The sequence below is a fragment of the Microbacterium sp. AK009 genome (assembly GCF_013410955.1).
Lineage (GTDB): Bacteria > Actinomycetota > Actinomycetes > Actinomycetales > Microbacteriaceae > Microbacterium.
In genome coordinates this window covers 285,463-308,735 of the sequence record NZ_JACCCG010000004.1, presented here as the reverse complement: position 1 = coordinate 308,735, position 23,273 = coordinate 285,463, and the positions used below count along the sequence as shown (strand labels likewise).

At 70.0% G+C, this 23,273-nt stretch carries 19 protein-coding genes and 1 tRNA gene; 9 read left to right on the top strand and 11 right to left on the bottom strand.

Annotated features, from left to right (window positions below):
- Nucleotides 1-54 precede the first annotated feature (54 nt).
- Both nudC and HDC37_RS10565 read left to right on the top strand, forming a co-directional pair.
- Nucleotides 55-954, top strand: coding sequence for an NAD(+) diphosphatase (gene nudC / locus HDC37_RS10570; RefSeq protein ID WP_308472174.1), 900 nt, complete (start codon nucleotides 55-57; stop codon nucleotides 952-954).
- Complete coding sequence (locus HDC37_RS10565) at nucleotides 951-2,738, top strand: ATP-dependent helicase (RefSeq protein WP_179560352.1); 1,788 nt, start codon at nucleotides 951-953, stop codon at nucleotides 2,736-2,738. The genes nudC and HDC37_RS10565 overlap by 4 nt, the downstream gene beginning before the upstream one ends.
- Before the next feature lie 766 nt (nucleotides 2,739-3,504).
- On the opposite strand, the gene HDC37_RS10560 is transcribed toward HDC37_RS10565, so the two are convergent.
- On the bottom strand, nucleotides 3,505-4,818 hold the full coding sequence (locus HDC37_RS10560; RefSeq protein ID WP_179560528.1) for a zinc-dependent metalloprotease: 1,314 nt from the start codon (nucleotides 4,816-4,818) through the stop codon (nucleotides 3,505-3,507).
- A gap of 194 nt (nucleotides 4,819-5,012) precedes the next feature.
- Between HDC37_RS10560 and HDC37_RS10555 the strand changes: the two genes are divergently transcribed.
- A complete protein-coding gene (locus HDC37_RS10555) occupies nucleotides 5,013-6,155 on the top strand; it encodes a S16 family serine protease (RefSeq protein ID WP_179560351.1) in 1,143 nt (380 codons plus the stop codon).
- Between the two features lie 79 nt (nucleotides 6,156-6,234).
- Nucleotides 6,235-9,165, top strand: coding sequence for a UPF0182 family protein (locus HDC37_RS10550; RefSeq protein ID WP_179560350.1), 2,931 nt, complete (start codon nucleotides 6,235-6,237; stop codon nucleotides 9,163-9,165).
- 113 nt (nucleotides 9,166-9,278) lie between these two features.
- Here the strand turns inward: HDC37_RS10550 and HDC37_RS10545 are convergent, their stop codons facing one another.
- The 8 genes from HDC37_RS10545 to HDC37_RS10510 all read right to left on the bottom strand — a co-directional run bounded on the left by HDC37_RS10545 (nucleotide 9,279) and on the right by HDC37_RS10510 (nucleotide 15,125).
- Nucleotides 9,279-10,175, bottom strand: a complete 897-nt coding sequence (locus HDC37_RS10545; protein WP_179560349.1) for a prenyltransferase — start codon at nucleotides 10,173-10,175, stop codon at nucleotides 9,279-9,281.
- Nucleotides 10,172-10,492, bottom strand: coding sequence for a lycopene cyclase domain-containing protein (locus tag HDC37_RS10540; protein WP_179560348.1), 321 nt, complete (start codon nucleotides 10,490-10,492; stop codon nucleotides 10,172-10,174). The genes HDC37_RS10545 and HDC37_RS10540 overlap by 4 nt, the downstream gene beginning before the upstream one ends.
- Nucleotides 10,489-10,842, bottom strand: a complete 354-nt coding sequence (locus HDC37_RS10535) for a lycopene cyclase domain-containing protein (protein WP_179560347.1) — start codon at nucleotides 10,840-10,842, stop codon at nucleotides 10,489-10,491. The genes HDC37_RS10540 and HDC37_RS10535 overlap by 4 nt, the downstream gene beginning before the upstream one ends.
- A gap of 1 nt (nucleotide 10,843) precedes the next feature.
- Entirely contained in the window at nucleotides 10,844-12,418 is a 1,575-nt protein-coding gene (gene crtI, locus HDC37_RS10530; protein WP_179560346.1) for a phytoene desaturase family protein, read from the bottom strand.
- Entirely contained in the window at nucleotides 12,415-13,296 is an 882-nt protein-coding gene (locus HDC37_RS10525) for a squalene/phytoene synthase family protein (RefSeq protein ID WP_179560345.1), read from the bottom strand. The genes crtI and HDC37_RS10525 overlap by 4 nt, the downstream gene beginning before the upstream one ends.
- Nucleotides 13,293-14,348: a polyprenyl synthetase family protein gene (locus tag HDC37_RS10520; protein ID WP_179560344.1), complete on the bottom strand. Its 1,056-nt coding sequence runs from the start codon at nucleotides 14,346-14,348 to the stop codon at nucleotides 13,293-13,295. The genes HDC37_RS10525 and HDC37_RS10520 overlap by 4 nt, the downstream gene beginning before the upstream one ends.
- Nucleotides 14,345-14,896 carry an isopentenyl-diphosphate Delta-isomerase gene (gene idi, locus HDC37_RS10515; protein WP_179560343.1) on the bottom strand — a complete coding sequence of 184 codons (552 nt, stop codon included), beginning with the start codon at nucleotides 14,894-14,896 and terminating at the stop codon, nucleotides 14,345-14,347. Before idi ends, HDC37_RS10520 begins: the two co-directional genes overlap by 4 nt.
- Before the next feature lie 155 nt (nucleotides 14,897-15,051).
- Nucleotides 15,052-15,125, bottom strand: a tRNA-Met gene (locus tag HDC37_RS10510).
- A gap of 94 nt (nucleotides 15,126-15,219) precedes the next feature.
- Here HDC37_RS10510 and HDC37_RS10505 point away from each other — a divergent pair.
- Both HDC37_RS10505 and HDC37_RS10500 read left to right on the top strand, forming a co-directional pair.
- Nucleotides 15,220-15,750, top strand: a complete 531-nt coding sequence (locus HDC37_RS10505; RefSeq protein ID WP_179560342.1) for a DUF6328 family protein — start codon at nucleotides 15,220-15,222, stop codon at nucleotides 15,748-15,750.
- The gene (locus HDC37_RS10500; RefSeq protein ID WP_179560341.1) at nucleotides 15,747-16,556 is read left to right on the top strand and encodes a carbon-nitrogen hydrolase family protein; all 810 of its coding nucleotides are present in this window, start codon (nucleotides 15,747-15,749) and stop codon (nucleotides 16,554-16,556) included. The genes HDC37_RS10505 and HDC37_RS10500 overlap by 4 nt, the downstream gene beginning before the upstream one ends.
- On the opposite strand, the gene HDC37_RS10495 is transcribed toward HDC37_RS10500, so the two are convergent.
- Entirely contained in the window at nucleotides 16,553-17,785 is a 1,233-nt protein-coding gene (locus tag HDC37_RS10495; protein WP_179560340.1) for an aminotransferase class I/II-fold pyridoxal phosphate-dependent enzyme, read from the bottom strand. The genes HDC37_RS10500 and HDC37_RS10495 overlap by 4 nt on opposite strands.
- A gap of 157 nt (nucleotides 17,786-17,942) precedes the next feature.
- On the opposite strand from HDC37_RS10495, the gene HDC37_RS10490 reads away from it, so the two are divergent.
- Genes HDC37_RS10490 through HDC37_RS10480 form a run of 3 tightly spaced genes read left to right on the top strand, consistent with a single transcriptional unit; the run spans nucleotide 17,943 to nucleotide 22,177 of the window.
- Nucleotides 17,943-19,418 carry a S1C family serine protease gene (locus tag HDC37_RS10490; RefSeq protein ID WP_179560339.1) on the top strand — a complete coding sequence of 492 codons (1,476 nt, stop codon included), beginning with the start codon at nucleotides 17,943-17,945 and terminating at the stop codon, nucleotides 19,416-19,418.
- 42 nt (nucleotides 19,419-19,460) lie between these two features.
- Nucleotides 19,461-20,732 (top strand): CDP-glycerol glycerophosphotransferase family protein, encoded by a 1,272-nt coding sequence (locus HDC37_RS10485; RefSeq protein WP_179560338.1) that lies wholly within the window; start codon nucleotides 19,461-19,463, stop codon nucleotides 20,730-20,732.
- Entirely contained in the window at nucleotides 20,729-22,177 is a 1,449-nt protein-coding gene (locus tag HDC37_RS10480) for a CDP-glycerol glycerophosphotransferase family protein (protein WP_179560337.1), read from the top strand. The genes HDC37_RS10485 and HDC37_RS10480 overlap by 4 nt, the downstream gene beginning before the upstream one ends.
- Nucleotides 22,178-22,198: 21 nt before the next feature.
- Here HDC37_RS10480 and HDC37_RS10475 read toward each other — a convergent pair whose 3' ends face one another.
- Complete coding sequence (locus tag HDC37_RS10475) at nucleotides 22,199-23,224, bottom strand: glycosyltransferase (protein WP_179560527.1); 1,026 nt, start codon at nucleotides 23,222-23,224, stop codon at nucleotides 22,199-22,201.
- Nucleotides 23,225-23,273 lie beyond the last annotated feature (49 nt).

Sequence of the window (23,273 nt, the reverse complement as noted above, 5' to 3'; positions counted from 1 at the left end):
ATGACATCGTCCGACAGCGCCCGAGAACGGCCCCGTCCGAGGGTCCCCGGTCGGGTGACGCGGTGGGACCGTGCCGCGGACGACCGCTTCACCGCGGGGCTGCTTCCGACTGTCCTCGCCGACCCCGCCACGCGCGTGCTCGCGGTCTGCGGCGATCGGGTCCCCACGAGCGAGGGCGGACTCGTGTGGGACACGGTGAGCCGGTGGGCCGAACCCGGCGCTGCGGAGCTGGTCGAGGAGTGGGCGTTCCTGGGTCGTGACGAGCGCGGTGCGGCCGTGGTGATGGCCGTCCTCGCCGCTGATGCCGGCGCGCCGGGCGGCGAGGCCGGTCCCGTGATGACCGAGTCGCTGCGGATCGCGGCACCCCAGCTGCATCCCGCCGAGGCGTCGCTCGCCGTCGCCGCGGTGAGTCTCGGGCGATGGCTCGTCGAGGCGCCGTTCTGTCCTGCGTGCGGCGCTCGCACCGAGGTCCGCCACGCGGGGTGGTCGAGACAGTGCCCGTCCTGCGGGCGGGAGCACTTCCCCCGCACCGACCCCGCCGTGATCGTCGCCATCACCCATCCCCACGACCCGGACCGTCTTCTTCTGGGTTCGAATGCGGCGTGGACCGATCAGCGGTACTCCTGCTTCGCAGGGTTCGTCGAGGCGGGCGAGTCCCTCGAGGGCGCGGTCCGCCGGGAGATCCGGGAGGAGGCGGGTGTGGAGGTCGGGGATCTGCAGTACCGGGCCTCGCAGGCCTGGCCCTACCCGCGCTCGCTCATGGTGGGGTTCCTCGCCGAGGCCGTCGACGCCGGCATGGCCCGGCCCGACGGCGAGGAGATCGTGAGTGTGCGGTGGTTCCTGCGCCCCGAGATCGGCGACGCCCTCGCCGGGCGCGGCGATCTTCTGCTTCCCGGACCGGCGTCCATCGCCCATCGCCTCATCAGCGACTGGTACGCGGCGGGGTCGCCGTGACCGGTCCGCTGGAGCACCTCGACGAACAACAGCGCGAGGCGGTGACGGCACTGCGCGGACCCGTCGTGGTGCTCGCAGGCGCCGGAACCGGCAAGACCCGCGTCATCACGCACCGCATCGCCCACGGTGTCGACACGGGCGCCTACTCGCCCGGTCGCGTCATGGCGGTGACCTTCACCACGAAGGCCGCCGGAGAGATGCGCGCGCGTCTGCGTGCCCTCGGCGTCGAAGGGGTGTCTGCGCGGACCTTCCACGCCACGGCGCTGGCGCAGCTGAACTACTTCTGGCCGACGCTCGCGGGCGACTCCATGCCGTCGATCGTCGACAACAAGGTTCGGCTCCTGGCACACGCCGCCGACGGCATCGGGCTCGAGCCCGACACCGCCACGCTGCGGGACGTCGCGGGCGAGATCGAATGGCGGAAGGTCACGATGCGCTCGGTCGACGAGTACGCGCGCGACCGGCCTCAGGGCGTGGGAGGCCTCGACGTCGAACGCGTCGTGCGTCTGCAGCGGGCCTACGAGGAGCTGAAGGACCAGCGTCGGCAGATCGACTTCCAGGACGTCCTGCTCGCGTGCGCGGGCATGATCGAGGCCGAGCCGCGCGTAGCCGCGACCATCCATGAGCAGTACCGCCACTTCACCGTCGATGAGTATCAGGACGTCTCGCCGCTCCAGGCCCGCCTCCTCGAACTGTGGCTCGGCGATCGACGTGACCTCTGCGTGGTCGGCGACGCCAGTCAGACGATCTACTCCTTCGCGGGAGCGGACCCGAGATTCCTCCTCGATTTCGAGCGGCGCCACGCCGGTGCCCGCGTCATCCGTCTGGAACGCAACTACCGCTCCACTCCGGCGATCCTCGGTGTCGCTAACGCGCTGATGAAAGACCGTCCCGGTGCGCTGCACCTGGTGTCCGCAGGGCGAGACAGCGGCGGACGTTCGGGGAAGGGGGCGGATGCCGGCGGCGACGCGTCGCTGCCGACGGTCACCGCTTTCGACGACGAGCGCGACGAGGCACGGGCGGTGGCTGCTCGGATCCGCGCACGCATCGCCGCGGGCGTCGATCCGGCAGACATCGCGGTTCTCTACCGTGCCCACGCGCAGTCCGCAGAGCTGCTGCGGGCGCTGGCGGATGTCGGGATCGCGGCGAGCGTGCTCGGCGGTCGCCGGTTCTTCGATGTCCCCGAGGTGCGTCAGGCGGTGATGGCGTTGCGGGCCGCCGCTGTGGCGCCCCTGACCGGAACATTCGTGGAGGCGGTCCGCGATGTGCTGCGCTCCCTCGGGCTGACCGACGACCCGCCGCCGGCCGGCGGCGCGGTGCGCGATGCGTGGGAGGCGCGAGCCGCTCTTCTCCGCCTCGCGGAGGAGGCGCCGGAGGGAACGACCCTGCGTGCGTTCGCCGACGATCTGCTCCGGCGGGCGAAGGTGCAGGAGGAGCCGACCCTGCGCACCGTGATGCTCGCCACCCTCCACGCGGCGAAAGGCCTGGAGTGGGATCACGTGCACCTCGTCGGCCTCGCGGAGGGGGTGCTTCCCATCTCGTATGCGCAGACCTTCGAGACGATCGACGAGGAGCGGCGGCTGGCCTACGTGGGCATCACGCGGGCCGTTCGGACCCTGGATCTGAGCTGGTCGCGCGGACCGCGCGATCGCCGCCCGTCGCGGTTCCTGCAGGAGATCGGCACCCGCACCGTACGTGCGGGAGGTGCGGCAGGAACCGGGGCGCGGGCGCAGCCGACAAGACAAGCTCGGTCGACGTCGGCGTCGTCGTCCCCTCGCCGCTGAGGAGCCGGACCGCCCACGCCGCAGCCTCGACCAGGAGGGTCGGCGCGACCTCGACGATGGGCCTCCCGCAGAGTTGAGCCGCCAGCAGCGGCCATCCTCCGTCCGCGTCTGTGGATGTCAGAGCCAGGCAGCTCAGGCAGGCCGTGATCCCCGGCACGATGAGAGGACCGACGCGCACGCGGCTCCCGGCGAGGATGACCGGCAGATGGGTGACGTCGGAGGCCATCAGGGCGGCCGCCCGCGCGGGATGGACGAGGTGGGCGGCGAGGGCGACCACCGGCAGAGCGCGATCCGACGGCATCTCGCCCGGCCAGTCGGAGCGTTCCAGCGCCACACCGCAGCACGCGAGGGCCGCCTCGAGCGTTTCGACCACCGCCGGGGCGACATCATCTGCGACCTGGATGACGGCTCTCGTCGGCGTCGGCGGTCGCGGTCGCTCCAGGGCCGGTGAGATCGCGGCGAGGAGATCCTCGGCGCCTCCCGCCGGAGCTCCCAGCGATGCCGCCACCAGCGGCAGCGCCGCAGCGGGAAGACCGGTGCCCAGCTCATGGATCAGACGCTCCTGCCACGTGTCGGGAGCGGTCAGTGTCGCCACCGAGTCCAGCCCGAACTGCACCGCCCAGGGGGAGCGCCACAGCGGAGGAAAGGCGGGATCCAGTCGGAGCATGCCCCGATCCTCGTCGGTGTCGGGGGCCCCGCGGTCGCTGTCCACAGCGTCGGCTCGGTCCCGCCCCTCACCGCCCGCCTGTGCAGGAGAGGTGAGGTGTCACACCGGTCGGGGATCCTCCGGCCCGTCCGAGTCCGTCTCGCCCGACAGCAGACGCTCCAGCGCGTCGTCCATCTCGTCGCGCGCCGGTTCTTCGCCGCGTGCGCGTGCCTGCAGTCGCGAGACGAGCGCCGAGGGATCGTCGATGTCATCGGCTCCGGGCATGAGGTCGGGGTAGTCCCACAGGCCGTCGCGACCGGCGATGCCGACCGCGGCGGTCACCGCGCGCCACATCGCCGCGGCCTCGCGCATGCGACGCGGTCGCAGCTCGAGGCCCACGAGCGAGCCCAGGGCTCGCTCGGCCGGTCCCCCCACGGCGCGGCGACGGCGAACCGCTTCCGCGATCCGGGCAGCGGAGGGAAGGCGCGACGTGGCGTCTTCGGTGACCACGTCCACCCAGCCTTCGATGGTCGCGAGGAGGTTCTCCAGGCGGGCGAGGGCAGCATTCTGCGCGTCCGAGCGCGGGGGGAGGAGTGCACCGCTCTCCAAGGCGCGACGCAGCTCCTCGGGCTCGGACGGATCGAACCGCGTCGCCAGGTCCTCGAGCGCGTCGGTGTCGACGTGGATGGCACGAGCGAACTCGGTGACCTGCGAGATGACGTGCAGGCGCAACCAGCGGGCATGCCGGAACAGGCGGGCGTGGGCGAGTTCGCGGGCGGCGACGTAGAGCGCCAGCTGATCGTCCGGGATCTCCAGGTCCCGCCCGAAGTCGGTGAAGTTCTGCGGCAGGATCGCCGCCTCGCCATCGGGCATGAGCGGGATGCCGACGTCTCCGCCGCTGACGACCTCCTTGGAGAGGTTCCCCACGACCTGGCCCAGCTGGGACGCGAAGAGCGACCCGCCCACGGTGCGCATGAGCCGGCCGGCCCCTTCGACCAGCGCCTTCATCTCCTCCGGCGCCTGCTCGCTGAGGGCTCGGGTGAGGGCGTCGGTAATGCTCGTGGCCACCGGCTCGGCCAGTTCCTGCCAGACGGGCAGCGTCGCCTCGACCCACGCGCCGCGGGTGATCACCCTCGGCGTCGTCGACAGATCCGACACCGACGTCGCCTCGCCGAGCCACAGATTGGCCAGCGCGAACGCCTGGTCGAGGTCGGTCTGCTGGCCACCGGTGACGCTCAGCCCGTCCTGGTTCGCGATGTGGAGAGCACCGCGTTTGGTCGCGTCCCAGGGGATGCCGTCGCTGCCGGCGGCGAATGCACCCTGCAGCTGGGACATGATCGTCTGCATCATCGCGGGATCGATGTTCATGCCCGACAGGCGCGCGAACGCCTCCGGATCGGGCGCGCCGCCTCCTCCTCCGAAGAGTTGGCGCATGAGCTCCTGGAACTCATCCTCGGGGCTGCGGTCGTCGTCTGGCACGTGAATCGCCCTCTCAGCCGGGTCAAAGACGTGGTGTCTACGCTAGTGGCACGGATGATCGCACTCTGTGAACAGGCGGGATGAACCCTTACGCCGGTCGCGAACGATCGACATCGGCACGAGGATCACGGCAGGAAGCAGGGACATCGGTGGTGCTGTTCGACGAGAAGGTGACGGTCACGCCGCCGCCACGGCGGCCCCTGAGCCGAGCCACGCTGGCGGGCATCTGGGCGCTGGTGATCGCGCTGGTCGTGCTGCTGGTCCTCACCTTCCTGCCGACCGCCTACGTGATCCAACAGCCCGGACCGGTCTACAACACCCTGGGCACCGCCCAGAACGCCGACGGCGAGGACGTGCCGCTCATCACCGTCGACGGCGCGGAGACCTATCCGACCGACGGGTCGCTGGACCTCCTCACGGTGCAGGTCGTCGGCAATCCGCAGCGCACACCCTCGTGGCTGGAGCTCGCGGGGGCGTGGTTCGACCGCACCCGCGCCGTCCTTCCGCTGGAGTCGGTCTTCCCGGCGGGTCAGACCACCGAACAGCGCCGTGATCAGAGCACCGCCATGATGGTCGACTCCCAGCAGGACGCCACCGCGGCCGCCCTCACCAAGGCGGGCTTCGACGTGCCGTCGGACATCGTCGTCTACGAGTTCTCCGACGGCTCCGCCTCACGGGGCATCCTGGAGGTCGACGATGTGATCCTGGCCGCGAACGGCACGCCCATCGACGGGGTCGACGACCTGCGTGAGGTCATCAACGCCGGCGAGGGCGACGCGGTGGAGCTGACGATCCTGCGAGACGGGGCGGAGGAGCAGGTCTCCGTCATCCCGGACGAGCAGACCGACGCGGACGGCACCACCTCGTGGGTGATCGGGGTCGTGCTCGCCACCGACTTCGAGTTCCCCATCGACGTGCAGATCCAGCTGAACAACGTCGGCGGTCCGAGCGCCGGGATGATGTTCGCCCTCGGGATCGTCGACCTCCTCACTCCGGGCGATCTGACCGGCGGCGAGGACGTCGCCGGAACCGGCACCATCACCTCGGACGGTGTCGTCGGGCCGATCGGCGGCATCCGCCAGAAGATGTGGGGCGCGGTCGACGCCGGCGCGAAGTGGTTCCTCGCCCCGCAGGCCAACTGCGACGAGGTGGTCGGGCACGTCCCCGACGGACTGCGCGTCTTCGCCGTCGGGGATCTCGACGATGCCCTCACCGCGGTGGAGACCGTCGCCGACGGCGGAGATCTGGATGCGCTTCCCACCTGTACGGCGACGACGTCCGCGGTCGGCTGACCGACAGCGGGCTGAGCGTTCGCCCTGACCACACCCCGCCCGCGCGTGCGCCGGGAAACGCCCTCTTAGGATTGACACCGTGACCACGACCCCCGCGCCGCAGGCCGCACCCTCCCGATCCCGACGGGCGATCGCCATCACCCTCGCCGTCATCGCGGCACTCGTGGCGGCCTTCTTCATCTTCGCCAACCTCTACGCCGACTGGCTCTGGTACGAGCAGCTGGAATTCACCTCGGTGCTCGTGACCCAGTGGGTCGCGCGCGTGGTGATGTTCGCCGTCGGCTTCCTCGCCATGGGCATCCCCGTCTGGCTCGCGATCCAGCTCGCCTATCGGCTCCGGCCGGTGTACGCGCGTCTGAGCTCCCAGCTCGACCGCTACCAGGAGGTTGTCGAGCCCCTGCGCCGCCTGGCCATGTGGGGGATTCCGGTGTTCTTCGGCTTCTTCGCCGGGTTCGCCGCCTCGACCCAGTGGGAGACGACCTGGCTGTGGTTCAACGGGGTGCAGACCACGGTGACCGACCCCGAGTTCGGCCTGGACACCGGGTTCTACATGTTCGCCATGCCGTTCTACGGCTCGGTCCTCGGCTTCGCCTCCGCGGTCCTCCTGGTGTGTCTGCTGGTCTCGGGACTGGTGTCCTACCTCTACGGCTCGGTCCGGGTCGGGCAGCGGGAGCTACGCATCTCCAAGGCGGCCCGTATCCAGCTCGCGGTCATCGCGGGTCTGTACATCCTGGTCCAGGCGGCAAGCCTGTGGCTGGACCGCTACCGGACGCTCGTCGAGCCGTACGACAACCGCATCACCGGCCCCGGATACACCGGTGTCAACGCGATCATCCCCGGTCAGACGATCCTCGCGATCGTCGCGGCGATCGTCGCGATCCTGTTCTTCGTGACCGCCGTGATCGGACGGTGGCGCTACCCCCTGATCGCCACGGCTCTCCTGGTGATCTCCGCCATCGTGGTCGGCGTCGGGTACCCGTGGGTGCTCAACACCTTCCAGGTGCGGCCGAATCAGCTCACGCTCGAGAGCGAGTACTACCAGCGCAACATCGACATGACGAAGATGGCCTACGGCATCGACGGGCTGGAGAAGACCGACTTCTCCGCCGTCACCGACGTCGAGCCCGGTCAGCTGCGCGAGGACGCGGAGACGACCGCATCCATCCGCATCATGGACCCCGCCATCATCAGCCCGACCGTCCGGCAGCAGGAGCAGTACCGCGCGTTCTACCAGTTCCCCGAAACGCTGGACGTGGACCGGTACGAGATCGACGGGCAGTCCCAGGACACCATCGTCTCGGTGCGCGAGCTCGATGTGGAGCGGCTCGGGCAGGCGTCGACCTGGCAGAACACCACTGTCGTGTACACGCACGGCTACGGCATGGTCGCGGCGCGCGGCAATGCGCGCACCGTCGAGGGCTTCCCCGAGTTCATCGAGCGAGGCATCCCGGTCTCCGGCGTGCTCACCGAGGAGGAGGAGTACCAGCCGCGCGTCTACTTCGGCGAGAACTCCCCGCCCTACTCGATCGTGGGCGCTCCGGAGGGAACGGAGCCGTTCGAGCTCGACTACCCCTCCGGCGCAGACGGGGAGAGCGAGACCCGGTACACGTTCACCGGTGACGGCGGGCCGAGCGTCGGCAACGTCTTCAACCGCCTCATCTACGCACTGAAGTTCCAGTCGGAGCAGATCCTGTTCTCCGACTTCGTCAACGAGGAATCGCAGATCCTCTACGACCGCGACCCGCTGACGCGCGTCGAGAAGGCGGCGCCCTACCTGACGCTCGACAGCGACCCCTACCCGAGCGTCGTGGACGGGCGGATCGTGTGGATCGTCGACGGCTACACACTGAGCGCGAACTACCCCTACTCCACGACGGTGAGCCTGCAGCAGGCGATCGCGGATGCCAACAACGTCCAGCCGCGGTTCGCCATCGACGACATCAACTACGTGCGGAACTCGGTCAAGGCCACGGTCGACGCCTACGACGGTTCCGTCACGCTGTACGCGTGGGATGAGGAGGACCCGATCCTGCAGGCCTGGCAGAAGGTCTACCCCTCCACCGTGCAGCCGATCAGCGAGATGTCGGCAGACCTGATGAGCCACGTGCGCTACCCGACCGATCTGTTCAAGATCCAGCGCGCCATGCTCGGTGTCTACCACGTGGACGACGCGCGGGCCTTCTACCAGCGCGACAACGCCTGGGCGACCCCCGAGGACCCGCAGGATCCCGGCAGCTTCCAGCCGCCGTACTACTCCACGATCCAGATGCCGGGCCAGGAGGCGCCGAGCTACTCGATGTTCACGACCTTCATCCCCTCCTCCGAGGGCGGGGCGAGCCGGAACGTGCTCATGGGGTATCTCGCGGTCGACTCGAACGCCGGATCCGAGGCGGGGGTGAAGAGCGAAGACTACGGCAAGCTTCGGATGCTGGAGATCGATGCGGAGACCCCCGTGCCCGGCCCCGGCCAGGTGCAGAACACCTTCGACGCCGACCCCACCGTCTCGGCGCAGATCAACATCCTCTCGCAGGGACAGTCCGATGTGCTCAACGGCAACCTCCTGACGCTCCCCGTCGGTGGCGGTCTGCTCTACGTGCAGCCGGTGTTCGTCCAGTCCTCCGGTGGCACGCAGCTGCCGACCCTCCAGCGCGTGCTGGTCGCGTTCGGCGACCGCATCGCGTTCGAGAACACGCTGAACGAGGCGCTGGACACCCTGTTCGGCGGCGACTCGGGGGCCACGGCCGGTGACACGGACGTGCCGCCGGACGCCAACCCCTCGCCGAGTCCGACTCCGACGCCCACGCCGTCCGAATCCGGTGAGGCCGGGGAGACGCCCGCGCCCACCGTTCCGCCCGCCGATGAGTACCAGGCGGCGCTGCAGGAGGCGCAGGACGCGATGATGGATCGCCAGGCAGCTCTCCAGGCGGCCGACTGGGCGGCGTACGGCGAAGCCGATGCGCGACTGACGGCAGCGGTGGAGCGGCTCATCGAGCTCGGCGACCAGCAGTAAGCCACTCGCGACGCAGATGAGGCGGATGCCCCGGCACCGCGTCCCTTCCCAGGGGCGCCGGACCGGGGCATCCGCCATGTGTCGCCCCGTGGGGGCGGCCTCGGAGGCGCTGATCAGGCGGCAGTGAGGAGGCCGTAGGAGATCAGGAGCACCGTGACGATGAATCCCGCGATCTGGTTGATCCAGAGGAAACGGCGCCAGCCGATCGTCGCCTTCTCCGCGGTCTCATCGGTGACCGAACGGTACGGCCACACGATCGCGATGTAGGGCAGCACGGCGATCACCGCCAGCGGACCCGGCCACGCTGTCGCGAGGATCACCAGGCCCGCGGCGAAATAGCAGGCGAGGGCGAACCGCACGGTCCACCGCGCACCGCGAGCCGTCGCGATGGAGCTGATGCCCGCCGCTCGGTCGGCGAGGACATCCTGAACGGCGCCGAAGGCGTGGGAGGCGATCCCCCAGAGGGCGAACGCGACGATGACGGCGACGAGCTGCCAGGTCCAGGCCACGCCGGCGAGGACCAGCGCGTACACGGCGGGGGAGAAGAAGTGGATGCTGCTGGTGAGCGAGTCGGCGAACGGCCGCTCCTTCAACCGCAGCGGCGGGGCGCTGTAGAACACCACGAAGAACAGGCTCGCCGCCAGGACGAGCCAGGAAGCCGGCGAGCCGACCCACACCAGGTAGGCCACGAACGGCAGGCACAGCAACCCCGAGACCCACAGGGTGAGGGCGTGGAGCCGTCGATCGAGTACCGCGCCGTGCGCGCCGCCCTTCCGGGGGTTGCGCAGGTCGGATTCGTAGTCGAAGACGTCGTTGATGCCGTACATCGCGACGTTGTAGGGGATGAGGAAGAACAGCGCACCCAGAATGAGCGTCAGATCCACCTGCCGGGTGGCCAGCAGGTAGGCCGCGGCGAAGGGATACGCGGTGTTGATCCAGCTGACCGGGCGCGAGGAGACGAAGAGCTGTCGGATGACGGGGCCGGGGCGCAGCGGCGTCGGGGTCGTCATGAGGTCTGCTCCCGGCGGGGTCGTCGGGCGGTCATGAGCGTGTGGACAGCCGGGACGAGGAACGCCGCGGCGATCGCGTAGGCGAAGTCCTCGATGGGCGCGAGGCCGATGAGGATGCCGCTGCGGTGTTCTTCGTCGTAGGCCACGAGTCCTGTTCCGATGATCACATTGTCGAAGATGGCGGTGAGGATGACGAGCACCACCGCGCCGGCGAGGGACGCCCCCATCCTCTCGCGGAATCGCGGCAACCGCACGGTGGCCAGGGTCACGGCGGCTGCGAGGAGGAGGAAAGGGATGTTGATCAGCACGTAGGTCATGGTCGCGGCTCGTCTTCCCGTGTGCGGCCACGCCGGGCACGGTGCTCTCCCAGGCGCAGCGCGGCGCTGTAGAAGAGCACCGCGAGATAGCAGAGGAAGGTGAGGAAGAAGGCCTCCTCGATCGGCAGCTCCGGCGCGATCGAGATGCCGATGTACAGCGGGCTGTCCCCCTGGAAGAACACGCCGGTGACGATGCCGACGACGTCCCAGGCGAGGAAGAAGAGCACGCCCACCGCGACGGAGACGATCGTGGCCAGCGGGGTCCGCCACAGCGCGAGCCGGTAGCGCGCGTCGATCACCGCCATCCCCGCGCCCGAAAAGACGATCGCAAGAAGGTAGAGTCCCGGCACCTCAGACCCTCGCAGGCTCGGGGAGCGGCCCCGGGCTCCGGTCGCCCCGCAGCCGCTTCAGCACGAGCTCCGCCGAGATGAGACACATGGGCAGGCCGATCCCCGGGAGGGTCGAGGATCCGGCGTAGACGAGGCCGCGAACCTTCTTCGACGCGTTGCGCGGGCGGAAGACCGCACTCTGGTTCAGCGTGTGGGCGAGTCCCAGAGAGTTGCCCCGCCACGCGTGCAGATCGTGGAGGAAATCGCCCGGTGTGATCGTGCGGCGTACGACGATGCGATCGGCGAGATCGGTGATGCCGGCCCATTCCGCGATCTGTGCGATCACGTGGTCGGCGGCTGCCTCGATGCGCGGATCTCCGTCTCCATCGACTCCGCCTCGTCCGAGTGAGGGATCGGCGGGAATGGGGACGAGCACGAACAGGTTCTCGTGCCCCGCCGGCGCGACGGTCTCGTCGGTGGCGCTCGGCCGGCAGATGTAGATCGACGCGGGGTCGGGGATGTGCGCGTTCGCTCCGAAGATCGCCTCGAAGTTCGCCTTCCACTGGTCCACGAACATCAGCGTGTGATGAGCGAGCTCGGGGAGTTCGCCTTCTACGCCGAGGAGGAGGAGCAGGGCGCCGGGGCTCGGCTGCTTCCGGGTCCACCACTCCTCCGGATAGGTCTGGAGCTCGCGCGGGAGGAGGGCGGTCTCGGTGTGGTGGAGGTCGGCGGCCGAGACCACCAGGTCGGCGTCGATCACCTCTCCGCTGTGCAACCGCACGCCCGTCGCCCGCACCGGCCCGGTATCGGCGGAGGTGAGGATCGCGCTCACCTCGGCGTCGGTGCGGATCGTGACGCCCTGACGGCGCGCGACGCGTTCGACGGCTCGGATGACCTCGGTGAACCCTCCGCGCGGGTAGAGCACGCGATCGTCGAGATCGAGGTGGCTCATCAGGTGGTAGAGGCTCGGCACGGCATAGGGTGAGCCGCCGAGGAAGACCGCGGGGTATTCAAGGATCTGACGCAGCATCGGCTCACGGAAGCGCTGATCGACGAACCGCGCCAGCGTCGTGGTCAACAGCGGCAGGAGCTGGGGGAGGCGCTTGAGAAGCGCGGGGTCGCGCAGGCCGGCGGTGGTCTCGTAGGTGTCGTACAGGAACCGGGAGACAGCGAGGTCGTACGCGTTCCCCGCCGAGTCGAGATACGTCGCCAGGGTCTTGCCCGCCCCGGACTCGATCGACTCGAACAGCGCCGTCGCCTCCTCGCGGCCGGAGCGGACGTCCACGGACTCTCCCGGGGTGCCGGAGACCTGAGGTTCGCGGTAGACCCGGTACGCGGGGTCGAGCTTGACCAGGTCGAGCTCGGCATCGGCCGTCGTGCCGACCAGACGGAAGAAGTGGTCGAACACCTCGGGCATGAGGTACCAGCTCGGACCGGTGTCGAAGCGGAAGCCGTCGCTCTCCCATGAACCGGCGCGTCCGCCGACGTCCTCGCGTGCTTCGAGGACCGTCACATCGTGCCCCTCGGCGGCGAGCAGCGCCGCTGTGGCGAGGCCGGCGATTCCTCCGCCGATCACCACGGTTCGTTCGGCGGTCATGCGCGGGCTCCTCTCGGGTGCAGGCCCAGCATCGCGCGCGCGGCGAGAGCGGCCTTGACGGTGTCGGGTACGCGGACCCGGGTACGGCTGTCGTCATCCTCGCGGCGCAGCCGTCGAGAGAGCTCGGCGAAGAGGTCGTGCGCGACCGTCACGGCTCGTCTGCAGTCGGCGGGAAGCGAGGGGATGGTTGCGGCGGCGGCGGCGAGGTCGGCGTCGATCCGGTCGAGGACTTCGGTGCGGCTGCGACGCCCGGTGCTGACACCGAGGTAGTCCCGGCCGAGAGCCCCCTCGTCGTGATAGAGGTCTCGGAGGAAGTTGACGTCCTGGAACGCCGCTCCGAGCCGACGGGCCCCCTCCACCAGTGCCGGGTCGGGGAGGGCGGGACGGGGGTTGTCGGCGTTGACGAACACGTGGAGGCACATCAGCCCCACCACCTCGGCCGACCCGTACACGTAGGCCTCGTGCGATGCGTCGTCGTGATTCGCAACGGTGAGGTCGGTGCGCATGGACTGGAAGAAGGGCGCGATGAGATCGGCGCCGATGAGGCACTCGCGCGCGGTCCGGGCGAACGCGTGCACGACGAGATTGGAGCTGAACCCGCGCTCGATCGCGGCCATCGTCTCGCTCTCGAGATCGTCCAAGACCGCCCGTTCGGCCTCGGGATCGAGGCCGGCCTCATGGGCGGGACCGTCCACGATCTCGTCGGCCACCCGAACCAGCGCATAGACGTTGCGTACGTGCGGGCGGGGGCGTGTGCCCAAGAGGCGGGTCGCGAGACCGAAGGAGGTCGAGTACGCGGCGATGACGGCAGCGGATGCGTCCTCAGCCGTGCGGTCGTACTGCGCGAGACCAGTGGGACGATCGCCGGATGCGGTCACGGAATCCTCTCCTGAATGCGGACGCAGAGGTCCTGCAACAGCATTCTCGCAGCGGCGGGAAGCTCCGGGGCGGCAGAGTGCTTTCCCGCTCCGGCGAGCGTGTCGTCGATGAGTTCGCGCAGGCGCGTGCGGGCGCCGCTGGCCTCGAGGGCCTCCTGGGCTTCGCGAATGGCGATCGGGCCGGTGTGGGCGACCGCGAGCGCATCGTTGACGCGTGACCACGCCGCGGTCTGTCGGGCGAAAGCGATCAGCGGGGTCCGCTTGGCCTCGCGAAGGTCGCCGCCCTCCTCCTTGCCCGCCTGGTCCGCCGTTCCGAATGCGCCGATCAGGTCGTCCACGAGCTGGAAGGCGAGGCCGATGCGCGCACCGGCGTCGCCCAGCGCCGTGATCGAGGCCTCGTCGGCGCCCGCGAGGACAGCGCCGGCCTGAAGAGGTGCACTGAAGGAGTAGACGGCGGTCTTGTCGCGGGCGGCGGCGATGAGTGCGGCGTCTTCGGCGAGATCGGGAACGACGGCGTTCTCGACGTCGGCGAGTTCCCCCGCCGCGGAGATGAACACCGCGTCGTCGAGGAGCCCGAACAGAGCCTCGCGCGCATGAGAGGTGGCGTCGGAGGTCGCGATGAGCCGGCCGGCCTCGTGCAGGAGAAGATCTCCGGCCAGGATCCCGGCGGCGTCGCCGAGGGTGGCTGCGCCGCCGGGGCTCGCGCCCGCGGTGAGTGCACGAAGGCGGAACTCGCCGCCCACGTTGGGAATGCCGCGACGGATGAGGTCGTGGTCGATCACGTCGTCGTGCACCACGAAGGCGGTGTGGAGAAGCTCGAACGCCGCTGCGACCCGGTAGACGGTCGGCAGCTGATCCTCGTCGCCGTCGAAGGCGTGGAAGGACGCGACGACGAGAGCGGGACGAAGGCGCTTGCCCCCGGACGCCGCCCGGGCGATGGCCTCGCCGAGCACGCAGAAGCCGTCGCCCAGGCGTGCGGCGCGGTCGCTGATGCGCTGCACCGCCGAGTCGATGGCGAGATCGATCTCGGCACTGGTGGCAGTGGGGATCATGAGGCCCGTCGTTGGGGTTCGGAAGTGTCGAACAGGTGGAGCTGCTGGGCCTGGAGGACGAGCCACGGGCTGAAGGCCCACGGGGTGGTCGCCAGCGACGCCGCGAGATCGGCCGGGTCCACCCACCGGGCATCCATCACTTCCGCGGGGTTCAGAACGGGCTCGTGCTCGGCGCGCGCGGTGTAGACCGGGCACACCTCGTACTCCACGACGCCGCTGGCGTCGGTGGCGCGGTAGCGGAAGAGGGGGAGGGCGAGCTGGATGTCGCTGAGGACGAGCCCGAGCTCGGATTCGGCGTGGCGCCGCACGGCGGAGAGCACCGGCTCCGCCGGCCGCGGGTGGCCGCAGAACGAGTTGGTCCAGACGCCCGGCCAGGTCTTCTTCGACAGCGCGCGGCGGGTGACCAGGACTTCGCCGGAGTCGTTGACGACATGGCATGAGAAGGCCAGGTGGAGCGCGGTGTCACTGCCGTGCACGCTCGATTTGGGCGCAGTGCCGATGGCGCGGCCGGCCTCGTCGAGAAGGACGACGTGGTCGATCTCCGTCATGGCACCTCCAGGTCATTTCGCTAGTTTTCCTAGCGATACGGGTCGCTCGATGATACAAGCAGGCCGTGGGGGTGTCTACACGACACCCCAGCGCGCCCCGTTCCATGATGCCCTGGAAAAGCGGAAGGCGCCCCTCGCGGGACGCCTTCCTTTTGTTGCGGGGGCAGGATTTGAACCTACGACCTCTGGGTTATGAGCCCAGCGAGCTACCGAACTGCTCCACCCCGCGGCACAAGAGACAAGCCTAGCACGCGACTCAGCAGCCGTCGAACCGAGCTGTGCGGCGGTTGCCGAACACATCCGGCGAAGGGCAGGGTAGCTCCATGCCCGCTGTGCCCGAGGACGTCGACGACCGTCTCCACGGGCGTGACGAATCGCCGGCGGAGCGTGCCGATCGGAACTGGAACGAGGTGCTGCAAGAACTGCGCGTACTGCAGACCGGCACCCAGATCCTCACCGGTTTCCTGCTCGCCCTGGCGTTCCAGCCGGGATTCGCCGACCTGAGTGGCGCGCAGCGCGGCTTCTACCTCCTGCTCGTCGTCCTCTCCGCGCTGAGCGCGATCATCGCGCTCGCCCCGGTGGCGCTGCATCGCGTGCTCTTCGGGCGAGGGCTGAAAGCCAGGGTCGTCCGGTTCGGTCACGGCGCGCTGTTCACCGCTCTCACCATCGTCGCGCTCCTTCTCTCCGGCGTCGTCGCGTTCGTGTTCGACGTCGTCGTCGACACCGCATGGGCCGCGTTCGTCGCGGCGGGCCTCGTGCTGCTGGTGGTCGTGCTGTGGGTCGTCGTTCCCGCTGTCGTCCGGCTCCGCCATCGCGGGACCAGCCACGCCGCACCCGAAGGGAGGGCACCATGACGTCGGCCGCCACAGTCGCCACGGCGGTGGTCCAATTCCCGCCCGCGGCCGACGCGGACGCCAATCGCCGCACCGTCGGTGAGCTCGTGCGCTCCGCCGCCGGCCGGGGGGCGCGCGTGATCGTCCTCCCCGAGTACTCGAACTACTTCATCGATCCCTTCGATCATTCGCTGGCCGAGAACGCCGAGTCCCTGGACGGTCCGTTCGTCACGGCACTGCACCAGCTCGCCGGCCAGACGCAAACCCACATCGTCGCCGGATTGCTCGAGCGGGGTGACGAAGGTCGCGTCCGCAACACCGTCGTCGCTGTCGCCGAGGGCGGCGTGGTCGCCGTCTACCGCAAGATCCACCTGTACGACGCCTTCGGCCAGCAGGAGTCGGACTGGATCCAGCCCGGCGAGGTCTCCGCGCCGGAGACTTTCCGCGTCGATGGCATCGCCTTCGGGTTGATGACCTGTTACGACCTGCGATTCCCCGAGATGGGACGGACTCTCGTCGATGCCGGCGCCACCGCTTTCCTCGTTCCCGCGGAGTGGGTGCGCGGCCCGCTCAAGGAGCATCATTGGCAGACGCTCCTGCAGGCCCGCGCCATCGAGAACACCGCGTACGTGGTCGCTGCCGACCACCCGCCGCCCCTCGGTGTCGGGCTGTCGGTCGTGGTCGACCCTGAGGGGATCACCGTGACGGGTGTCGGGTCGGGGACGGACGTTGCGATCGCGCACCTGGATCCTGCGCTCATCGACCGCGTGCGGCAGAAGAACCCTGCGCTGAGGCTGCGCCGATTCCGGGTGGTCGGCGACTCCTAGGCCGGCCCGCCGGCGCCGGCGCGCCCATCCTGGAGTCTCGACAGACGACGCACCGCCTCATCGAGGACGGATACCCGCTTGCAGGCGGCGAAGCGGATGAGGCTCGCGACGGCGGGGCGCTCCTCGGGGCGGACGAAGGCGGTCAAGGGAACGCCGACGACCCCGATGCGCTCGGCCATCTCCCGACAGAACGCGTCGGCGTCGTCCACGCCGAGGGCGCGGGCATCCACGACGGTGAAGTAGGAGGCCGCGGGGACCGACACGTCGAAACCGGCCGCGCGCAATCCCTCGCCCAGCAGGTCGCGTTTGCGCCGGAGGGTCTCGGCGACCTCGGCGAACCAGTCGTCGGGAAGCCGCAGTCCCGCAGCGATCGCGGGCTGGAAGGGGGCCCCGCCGGTATAGGTCAGGTACTGCTTGACGGCGATGAGCGCGTCGATGAGATCCGCAGGACCGGTGGCCCAGCCGATCTTCCACCCGGTGGTCGAGAAGGTCTTCCCTCCCGACGAGATGGACACGGTCCGCTCCCACGCCCCCGGCATCGCAGCGATCGGCGCATGCCGACCGCTGAACACCAGATGCTCGTAGACCTCGTCCGTGACGATCCAGGCGTCGTGCTCGTGGGCGAGCCGCACCACCTCGGCGCGGATCTCGGGGGAGAACACCATCCCGGTGGGGTTGTGCGGATCATTGACGAGGATGACCCGGGTCCGGGCGCCGACGGCGGAGCGGAGGTCGTCCGGATCGGGCTGGAAGCCCGGGAACCGCAGCGGCACGGTGACCAGACGCGCACCCGACAGAGCGACCAGTGCCGCGTACGCGTCGTAGAAGGGCTCGAAGACCACTACCTCGTCATCCGGACCGTCGACGAGCGCCAGGAACGCGGATGCGAGCGCCTCGGTCGCGCCCGCAGTGACGAGGACATGCCGCTCGGGGTCGAGGTGCGTCCCGTAGAAGCGCAGCTGGTGGCCCGCGATCGCCTCACGCAACTCGGCGACGCCGCGACCGGGCGGGTACTGGTTGACGCCGTGGGCGATGGCAGCGCGCGCGGTTTCCCGAACGATCTCCGGCCCGTCCTCGTCGGGGAACCCCTGGCCAAGGTTGATCGCGCCGGTTCGGGCCGCGAGTGCCGACATGTCAGCGAAGATGGTGGGGCGGGTGCTCCCGTCGGAGGACAACAGCCCGGCGCCCTCGGCCGTGCGCAGCCAGGCTCCGGGAATGGTTCGCGGCATCGTGGGTATCCCTCCTGCACGGGTTCCTCAGCATTGCATAGGCGCATCGCGGGCGGATCATAAGAAACCCACAGGATGGATGACCACGCTGGTCAGCAGATCGAACAGATACGCGATCGAGGGTTTCGATGGGCCCAGGGCCCGAGGAGGAACGAAGATGAGCGAGAACACCAGCGACCGTCAGCCGGATGACGTCCCGGTCACGCCCCCTGTCCCGGAGACGCCGGCCGCCGCCGCGGCAGCCCAGCACACTCCGCCCGCGGGCTGGCACGTTCCCCCGCGCCCCGCGCCGCCGACGGCCGCCTCGGGCGCGCCGTATCCGACCGGCGCCGGAGCCTCGTTCGGCCCGCCCACCCACGCGACGCAGCCGACTCTTCCCCTTGGTGCCGAAGGACAGGGGTACGGCGATGCGCCCGTCGCTGCCGCGGGAGCGACCCCGACGAAGCGGAAGTCCGGCGCCGCCCGCGTCGCCGGCCTGCTCGTCGCGGCCGCCGTCGTCGGCGGTGCCGCGGGCCTCGGCGGCGCCTACGCCGGAGTCTCCCTGTTCCAGCCGGCCTCGACCGCGAGCACCGCGACCGGGCCGACCAGCGTGACCGTCAACGACACCGACGATGTCAACCAGACCACGGCGATCGCCGCCAAGGTGGTGCCGAGCGTCGTGACGATCGAGGCCGCGGGTGGCGCGGGAAGCGGCACCGGGTCGGGCGTCATCCTCTCCAGCGACGGTTACGTCGTGACCAACACCCACGTGGTGACCCTCGACGGGGCGACCGGCGACGCTGCGATCCGGGTGACCACGTCGGACGGGCGGGTCTTCGACGCCGAGATCGTCGGCACCGATCCGCTGTACGACCTCGCCGTGATCAAGCTGCAGGACGCCGAGGGACTCGCCCCGATCGAGTTCGCCGACTCCTCCGACCTCAATGTCGGTGACGAGACGACCGCCGTCGGCGCGCCCCTGGGCCTGTCGAACACCGTCACCACGGGAATCGTGAGCGCCCTGAACCGTTCCATCGAGATCGCGTCTGCCGCCGCGCCCGATGAGGGGGACGCCGATGAAGACCGGGGCGAGGCTCCGCCGTTCTCCTTCGATTTCGGCCAGGGGCAGCAGTCGGGTCAGCCGGCGGAGTCGATCAAGATCGCCGTCATCCAGACCGACGCTGCGATCAACCCCGGGAACTCCGGTGGCGCGCTCGTCGACTCGCAGGGCCGCCTCATCGGCGTGAACGTCGCCATCGCCTCCGCCGGGGGGACCTCGTCCACGCAGGGGAACATCGGCGTCGGCTTCGCCATCCCGTCCGACATCGTCCAGCGGGTGACGGACGAGCTGATCGAGAACGGCGTGGCCACCCATGGCCTGCTCGGCGCCAACGTGCAGTCGGCGGCGTACGTCGACGACGCGGACATCACCGGTGCCTACATCGCCGAGGTCACCGCCGGCGGTGCGGCGGAGGCCGCGGGACTTCGCGCGGGTGACATCGTCACCGAGTTCAACGGCGTTCCGATCACGGATTCCGTCGATCTGACCGCCCAGGTGCGTGCGCTCGCCGCAGGCAGCGAGGTCTCGCTGACGTACGTCCGCGACGGGCAGAACGCCACCGCTGATGTGACCCTGGGGGAGCTGCAGCAGTAGGGTCTTCCCGGCTCGGACGCCATCCCGCGATAGGCTCGCGGGATGGCGTCCTTCTCGTTCGGCGCGGGAAATGCACGCAAAGTGGCGAGCATTCCGCTCTATGCGCTCGGTCGTGTCGTGACGCTGCTGGTACCGCGCCGTTCCGACCTGTGGGTGTTCGGCTGCGCGGTCGGCATCGCCGACGGGGCTCTTGCGCTGTGGGAGGAAGCGGCGGTACCGGGGCGACGCGCGGTCTGGTTGACGACGTCCGACGGCGAGGATCGCCAGGCGGCGGCCCGCGGCATCCCGACGGCGAGGAAGACCACGCTCCGCGGCTTCTGGCTCACCGCGCGCGCCCAGGTCCTGGTGGTGACCCACGGGTTCGGCGATGTGAACCGGTACGCCACCGGGGGCGCGTTCGTGGTGCAGCTGTGGCACGGCATTCCGCTGAAGCGCATCGGCCTGGATTCTCCGGAGACGCTGCGCAGCAGCATCCTGCCCCGATCGCGCGCGATGCGCGCGCTCATCCGGGCCATGTACCGCGGTGCGACCCGACGGATCGGGCTCATCCCCGCCGCGTCGCATCTGGTGCGCGGCCGACTGGAGTCCGCGTTCTCGCTCGCCGACGAGCGGGTCCCGGTGACGGGTGAGCCACGGGTCGACGTGCTGTCGCAGGGTACGGCCGAGGAGCGTCGCCACCGGGCGCGCGACATGCTGTCGGCGACGGCGGGGTCGATCGAGGGCGCGGCGCGGGTCATCCTCTATGCGCCGACGTGGCGAGACGGCGCGCCGGATCCGGCGGTGCCCACCGCCGCGGACTGGTCGGGTCTCGCGGACGCCCTCGAGGCGCAGAACGCGATCCTCCTCATCCGTTCCCACCCGCTCGGCGCGGGGGAGTACGCTCCCTCGGCTTCGACGTCGCGTATCCGGATGCTCGGCAGCGACCTCCTGCGCGATGTCACGCCCGTTCTTCCCGGAATCGATCTCCTCATCACCGACTACTCATCGCTGGTCTTCGACGCGGGACTGAATCGCACTCCGGTTCTCTTCCTCGCACCGGACGTCGAGGAGTACGCGGCTCGGCGCGGCTTCTACGGCTCCTTCGAGGAGATCGCCGCCGGCGACCTCGCGTCGGACTGGACGGAGATCATCCGGCGGCTCGGTGCGGCGATCACCGACGGCCCGGAGCGCGCCCGCATGTCCGATCGTTCCGCGCAGCGCAGCGCCGATGTCCACGCCTTCCGCGACGGAGGCAACACCGCACGGGTCTACCGTGCCATCCTGAACGCCACGGGCGCCGCCACCGCCGACGGCCGCATGAGAGGACGCAGATGACTGACGCCCGCTTCCACGCCGACCCCGCGCCCGCCCTGCTGCTGTCGGGCACCGGCCCCGCGCCCCGGCATGCGAGCCTCGAGGGGCCGCGAGCGCGGGTAGCCGCGGACGTCGTCACCGTCGATGACGGCTGGCAGGTCGATCTGCCGCTGCATGTCGCGCGTTGGGGGGGACCGGATCTCCCGCTGCCCCGCGGCTCCTACGCGCTGCGCGTGAGCGGCGCGGGGAGCGGTGACGTCGAGGTGCCGGATGTGGCGCTGAGCCTTCTCGGCACCCTCCGGGCGGAGCTCCGGGGCGGTGCGGTCGTGATCGGCCCGCCGATCGATCCGGTATACGACTCCGGCGAGGGCCAGGCCGCGCTCGAACGTCGCTACGCCACAAGGCCCGGGGAGCTGGAGAACGCGGTCTTCTTCGAGAGCTTCTACGGGCGCAATGCGAGCTGCAACCCGCTCGCCATCGATCGCGAACTCGCCCGGCGGGCTCCCGGCGTGACCCGCTACTGGAGTGTCGCGGACCTCTCCGTCGTCGTCCCGGAGGGCGCGGTGGCCGTCGTCGAAGGCAGCCCCGACTGGTGGCGGGCCCGAGGTGTCGCCCGGCTGCTCGTCGTCAACGACTGGCTTCGACGGCGGTTCTCGCGGCGCGGCGGGCAGGTCGTCCTCCAGACCTGGCACGGCACGCCTCTGAAGCGATTGGCCCTCCATCGGCCGGGCTTCGACCCGCGACGCGCAGCGGCGGTCCTCCGCGAGTCGTTCCGGTGGGACATCCTGCTGGCGCAGAACCCCTATGCCGCGTCGGTGTTGCGGAAGGCCTACGCGTTCTTGCGCCGGCCGCTGTGGATCGAGGGCTACCCGCGCAACGATGTGCTGGTCACCGGCGACGGTGCGACCACGCGGGAGGCGCTGGGGATCGGAGCCGACGAACGCGTCCTCCTCTACGCGCCCACCTGGCGCGACGATCGCGAGGAGATCGTCGATTTCATCGACGCGACGAGTCTGGCGGCTGAGACGGGGTCGGTCGTGCTCGTCCGCGGTCACTCCCGGACGCTTCAACCCGGTCACGACCTCGCCGGTCCCCGTGTGATCGACGTCACGGGCTACCCGGATACATCCGCTCTGCTCCTCGCGGCGGACGCACTGATCACGGATTACTCGTCGGTGATGTTCGACTTCAGTGTCACCGGCAAGCCCATGTACTTCTTGGTGCCCGACATGGATCACTATCGGGGCACGCTGCGAGGGTTCTACTTCGACCTCGCCGCCCGGGCCCCGGGGCCCGTGGTGCGGACTCAGCAGGAGCTCGTCGCCGCGCTGACGGCGGAGGAGGTCGAACCCTACGCGGAGAAGTACGACGCGTGGCGGCGGGCGTTCAACGCACGCGACGACGGGAGGGCGGCAGCGCGCGTCGTCAGCCGCATCCTCGACCAGGGGCTCATCCAACGCGAGTGAGACGGCAGCGCCGCCGTCCGATCAGGGCAACGGTGTGTTGCGGTCCCCGATGCGCGAGGTGTCGACGGTGTCGTCGGCGCCGCGGACAAGGCCGATGAGGAACCCCGTGCCCCAGGACAGGTGCATCGTCGGCAGCACGGCGAGGGTCCATATCTTGTCGCGCCACCCTCTGCCGCCGCCGGGGCCGGCCGCAACGACGAGGAGGAGCACGAGGTAGGCGAGCACCGGCAGGTGGACGAGACAGGCCAGAAGCGACGGGATGCCGCTGAGGACTCCTGTGATCTGAAGGACAGCCACGACGAGGGATGCCGCGGCGGCGACCACGAGCGCAGGCGGCGCGAAGAAGCGCAGTGAATTGACCAGGCCGTAGCGGCGCACCAGTTCGCCGCGCCACCGCCCCGTGGCGAAGAACTGCCGCGCCAGGCGGGCCCAGCTCTCGCGCGGCCAGTACGTCACCGACAGCGTCGGGTCGAACCACACCCGGTAGCCGGCACGGCGGATGCGGAGGTTGAGTTCCCAGTCTTCGCCGCGGCGGATCGACTCGTCGAAGAGCCCGACCTCGTCGAGGACGGTGCGACGCATCACGCCGAGGTACGCCGATTCGGCGTCCCCCTCAGCGGCCCCTCCGTGATAGGCGCCCCCGCCCAACCCGATCCGGGAGTTGTAGGCCCGTGCCACCGCTCTCTGGAAGGGCGTGCGCCCGTCGGCCCTCATGACCCCGCCGACGTTGGCGGCGCCGACGCGCGAGAGGGTGTCCAGTGCGCGACGGGTGTATCCGGGCTCGAGTTCGGAGTGCGCATCCACCCGCACGATCGTGGGGTACCTGCTCGCACGGATCGCGATGTTCAACCCCACGGGGATGTCGGCGGCGGGGTTGTCGACCAGAACGATGCGGGAGTCGTGTGCGGCGAGGGAAGAGGCGAGCTCGGTGGTCCCGTCGGTGGAGGGCGCGAGCGCCAGGATCAGCTCGATCGGGGCGTCGAGATCCTGCATCAGGACGGTTTCGACCGCGCGGGCCAGATAGTCACGCTCGTTGAGCACGGGCATGACGAAGGACACTCCCGCGTCGGCAGGGACGGCGGGCGCATCCCGTCGC

Bases quoted from the DNA above. Each gene is read 5' to 3' on its own strand.
- HDC37_RS10475 (WP_179560527.1), bottom strand. From the start codon at position 23,224: ATGCCCGTGCTCAACGAGCGTGACTATCTGGCCCGCGCGGTCGAAACC.
- HDC37_RS10490 (WP_179560339.1), top strand. From the start codon at position 17,943: ATGAGCGAGAACACCAGCGACCGTCAGCCGGATGACGTCCCGGTCACG.
- HDC37_RS10500 (WP_179560341.1), top strand. From the start codon at position 15,747: ATGACGTCGGCCGCCACAGTCGCCACGGCGGTGGTCCAATTCCCGCCC.
- crtI (WP_179560346.1), bottom strand. From the start codon at position 12,418: ATGACCGCCGAACGAACCGTGGTGATCGGCGGAGGAATCGCCGGCCTC.
- HDC37_RS10505 (WP_179560342.1), top strand. From the start codon at position 15,220: ATGCCCGCTGTGCCCGAGGACGTCGACGACCGTCTCCACGGGCGTGAC.
- HDC37_RS10560 (WP_179560528.1), bottom strand. From the start codon at position 4,818: ATGCGCCAACTCTTCGGAGGAGGAGGCGGCGCGCCCGATCCGGAGGCG.
- HDC37_RS10495 (WP_179560340.1), bottom strand. From the start codon at position 17,785: ATGCCGCGAACCATTCCCGGAGCCTGGCTGCGCACGGCCGAGGGCGCC.
- HDC37_RS10485 (WP_179560338.1), top strand. From the start codon at position 19,461: ATGGCGTCCTTCTCGTTCGGCGCGGGAAATGCACGCAAAGTGGCGAGC.
- HDC37_RS10545 (WP_179560349.1), bottom strand. From the start codon at position 10,175: ATGACGACCCCGACGCCGCTGCGCCCCGGCCCCGTCATCCGACAGCTC.
- HDC37_RS10480 (WP_179560337.1), top strand. From the start codon at position 20,729: ATGACTGACGCCCGCTTCCACGCCGACCCCGCGCCCGCCCTGCTGCTG.
- HDC37_RS10520 (WP_179560344.1), bottom strand. From the start codon at position 14,348: ATGATCCCCACTGCCACCAGTGCCGAGATCGATCTCGCCATCGACTCG.
- idi (WP_179560343.1), bottom strand. From the start codon at position 14,896: ATGACGGAGATCGACCACGTCGTCCTTCTCGACGAGGCCGGCCGCGCC.
- HDC37_RS10540 (WP_179560348.1), bottom strand. From the start codon at position 10,492: ATGACCTACGTGCTGATCAACATCCCTTTCCTCCTCCTCGCAGCCGCC.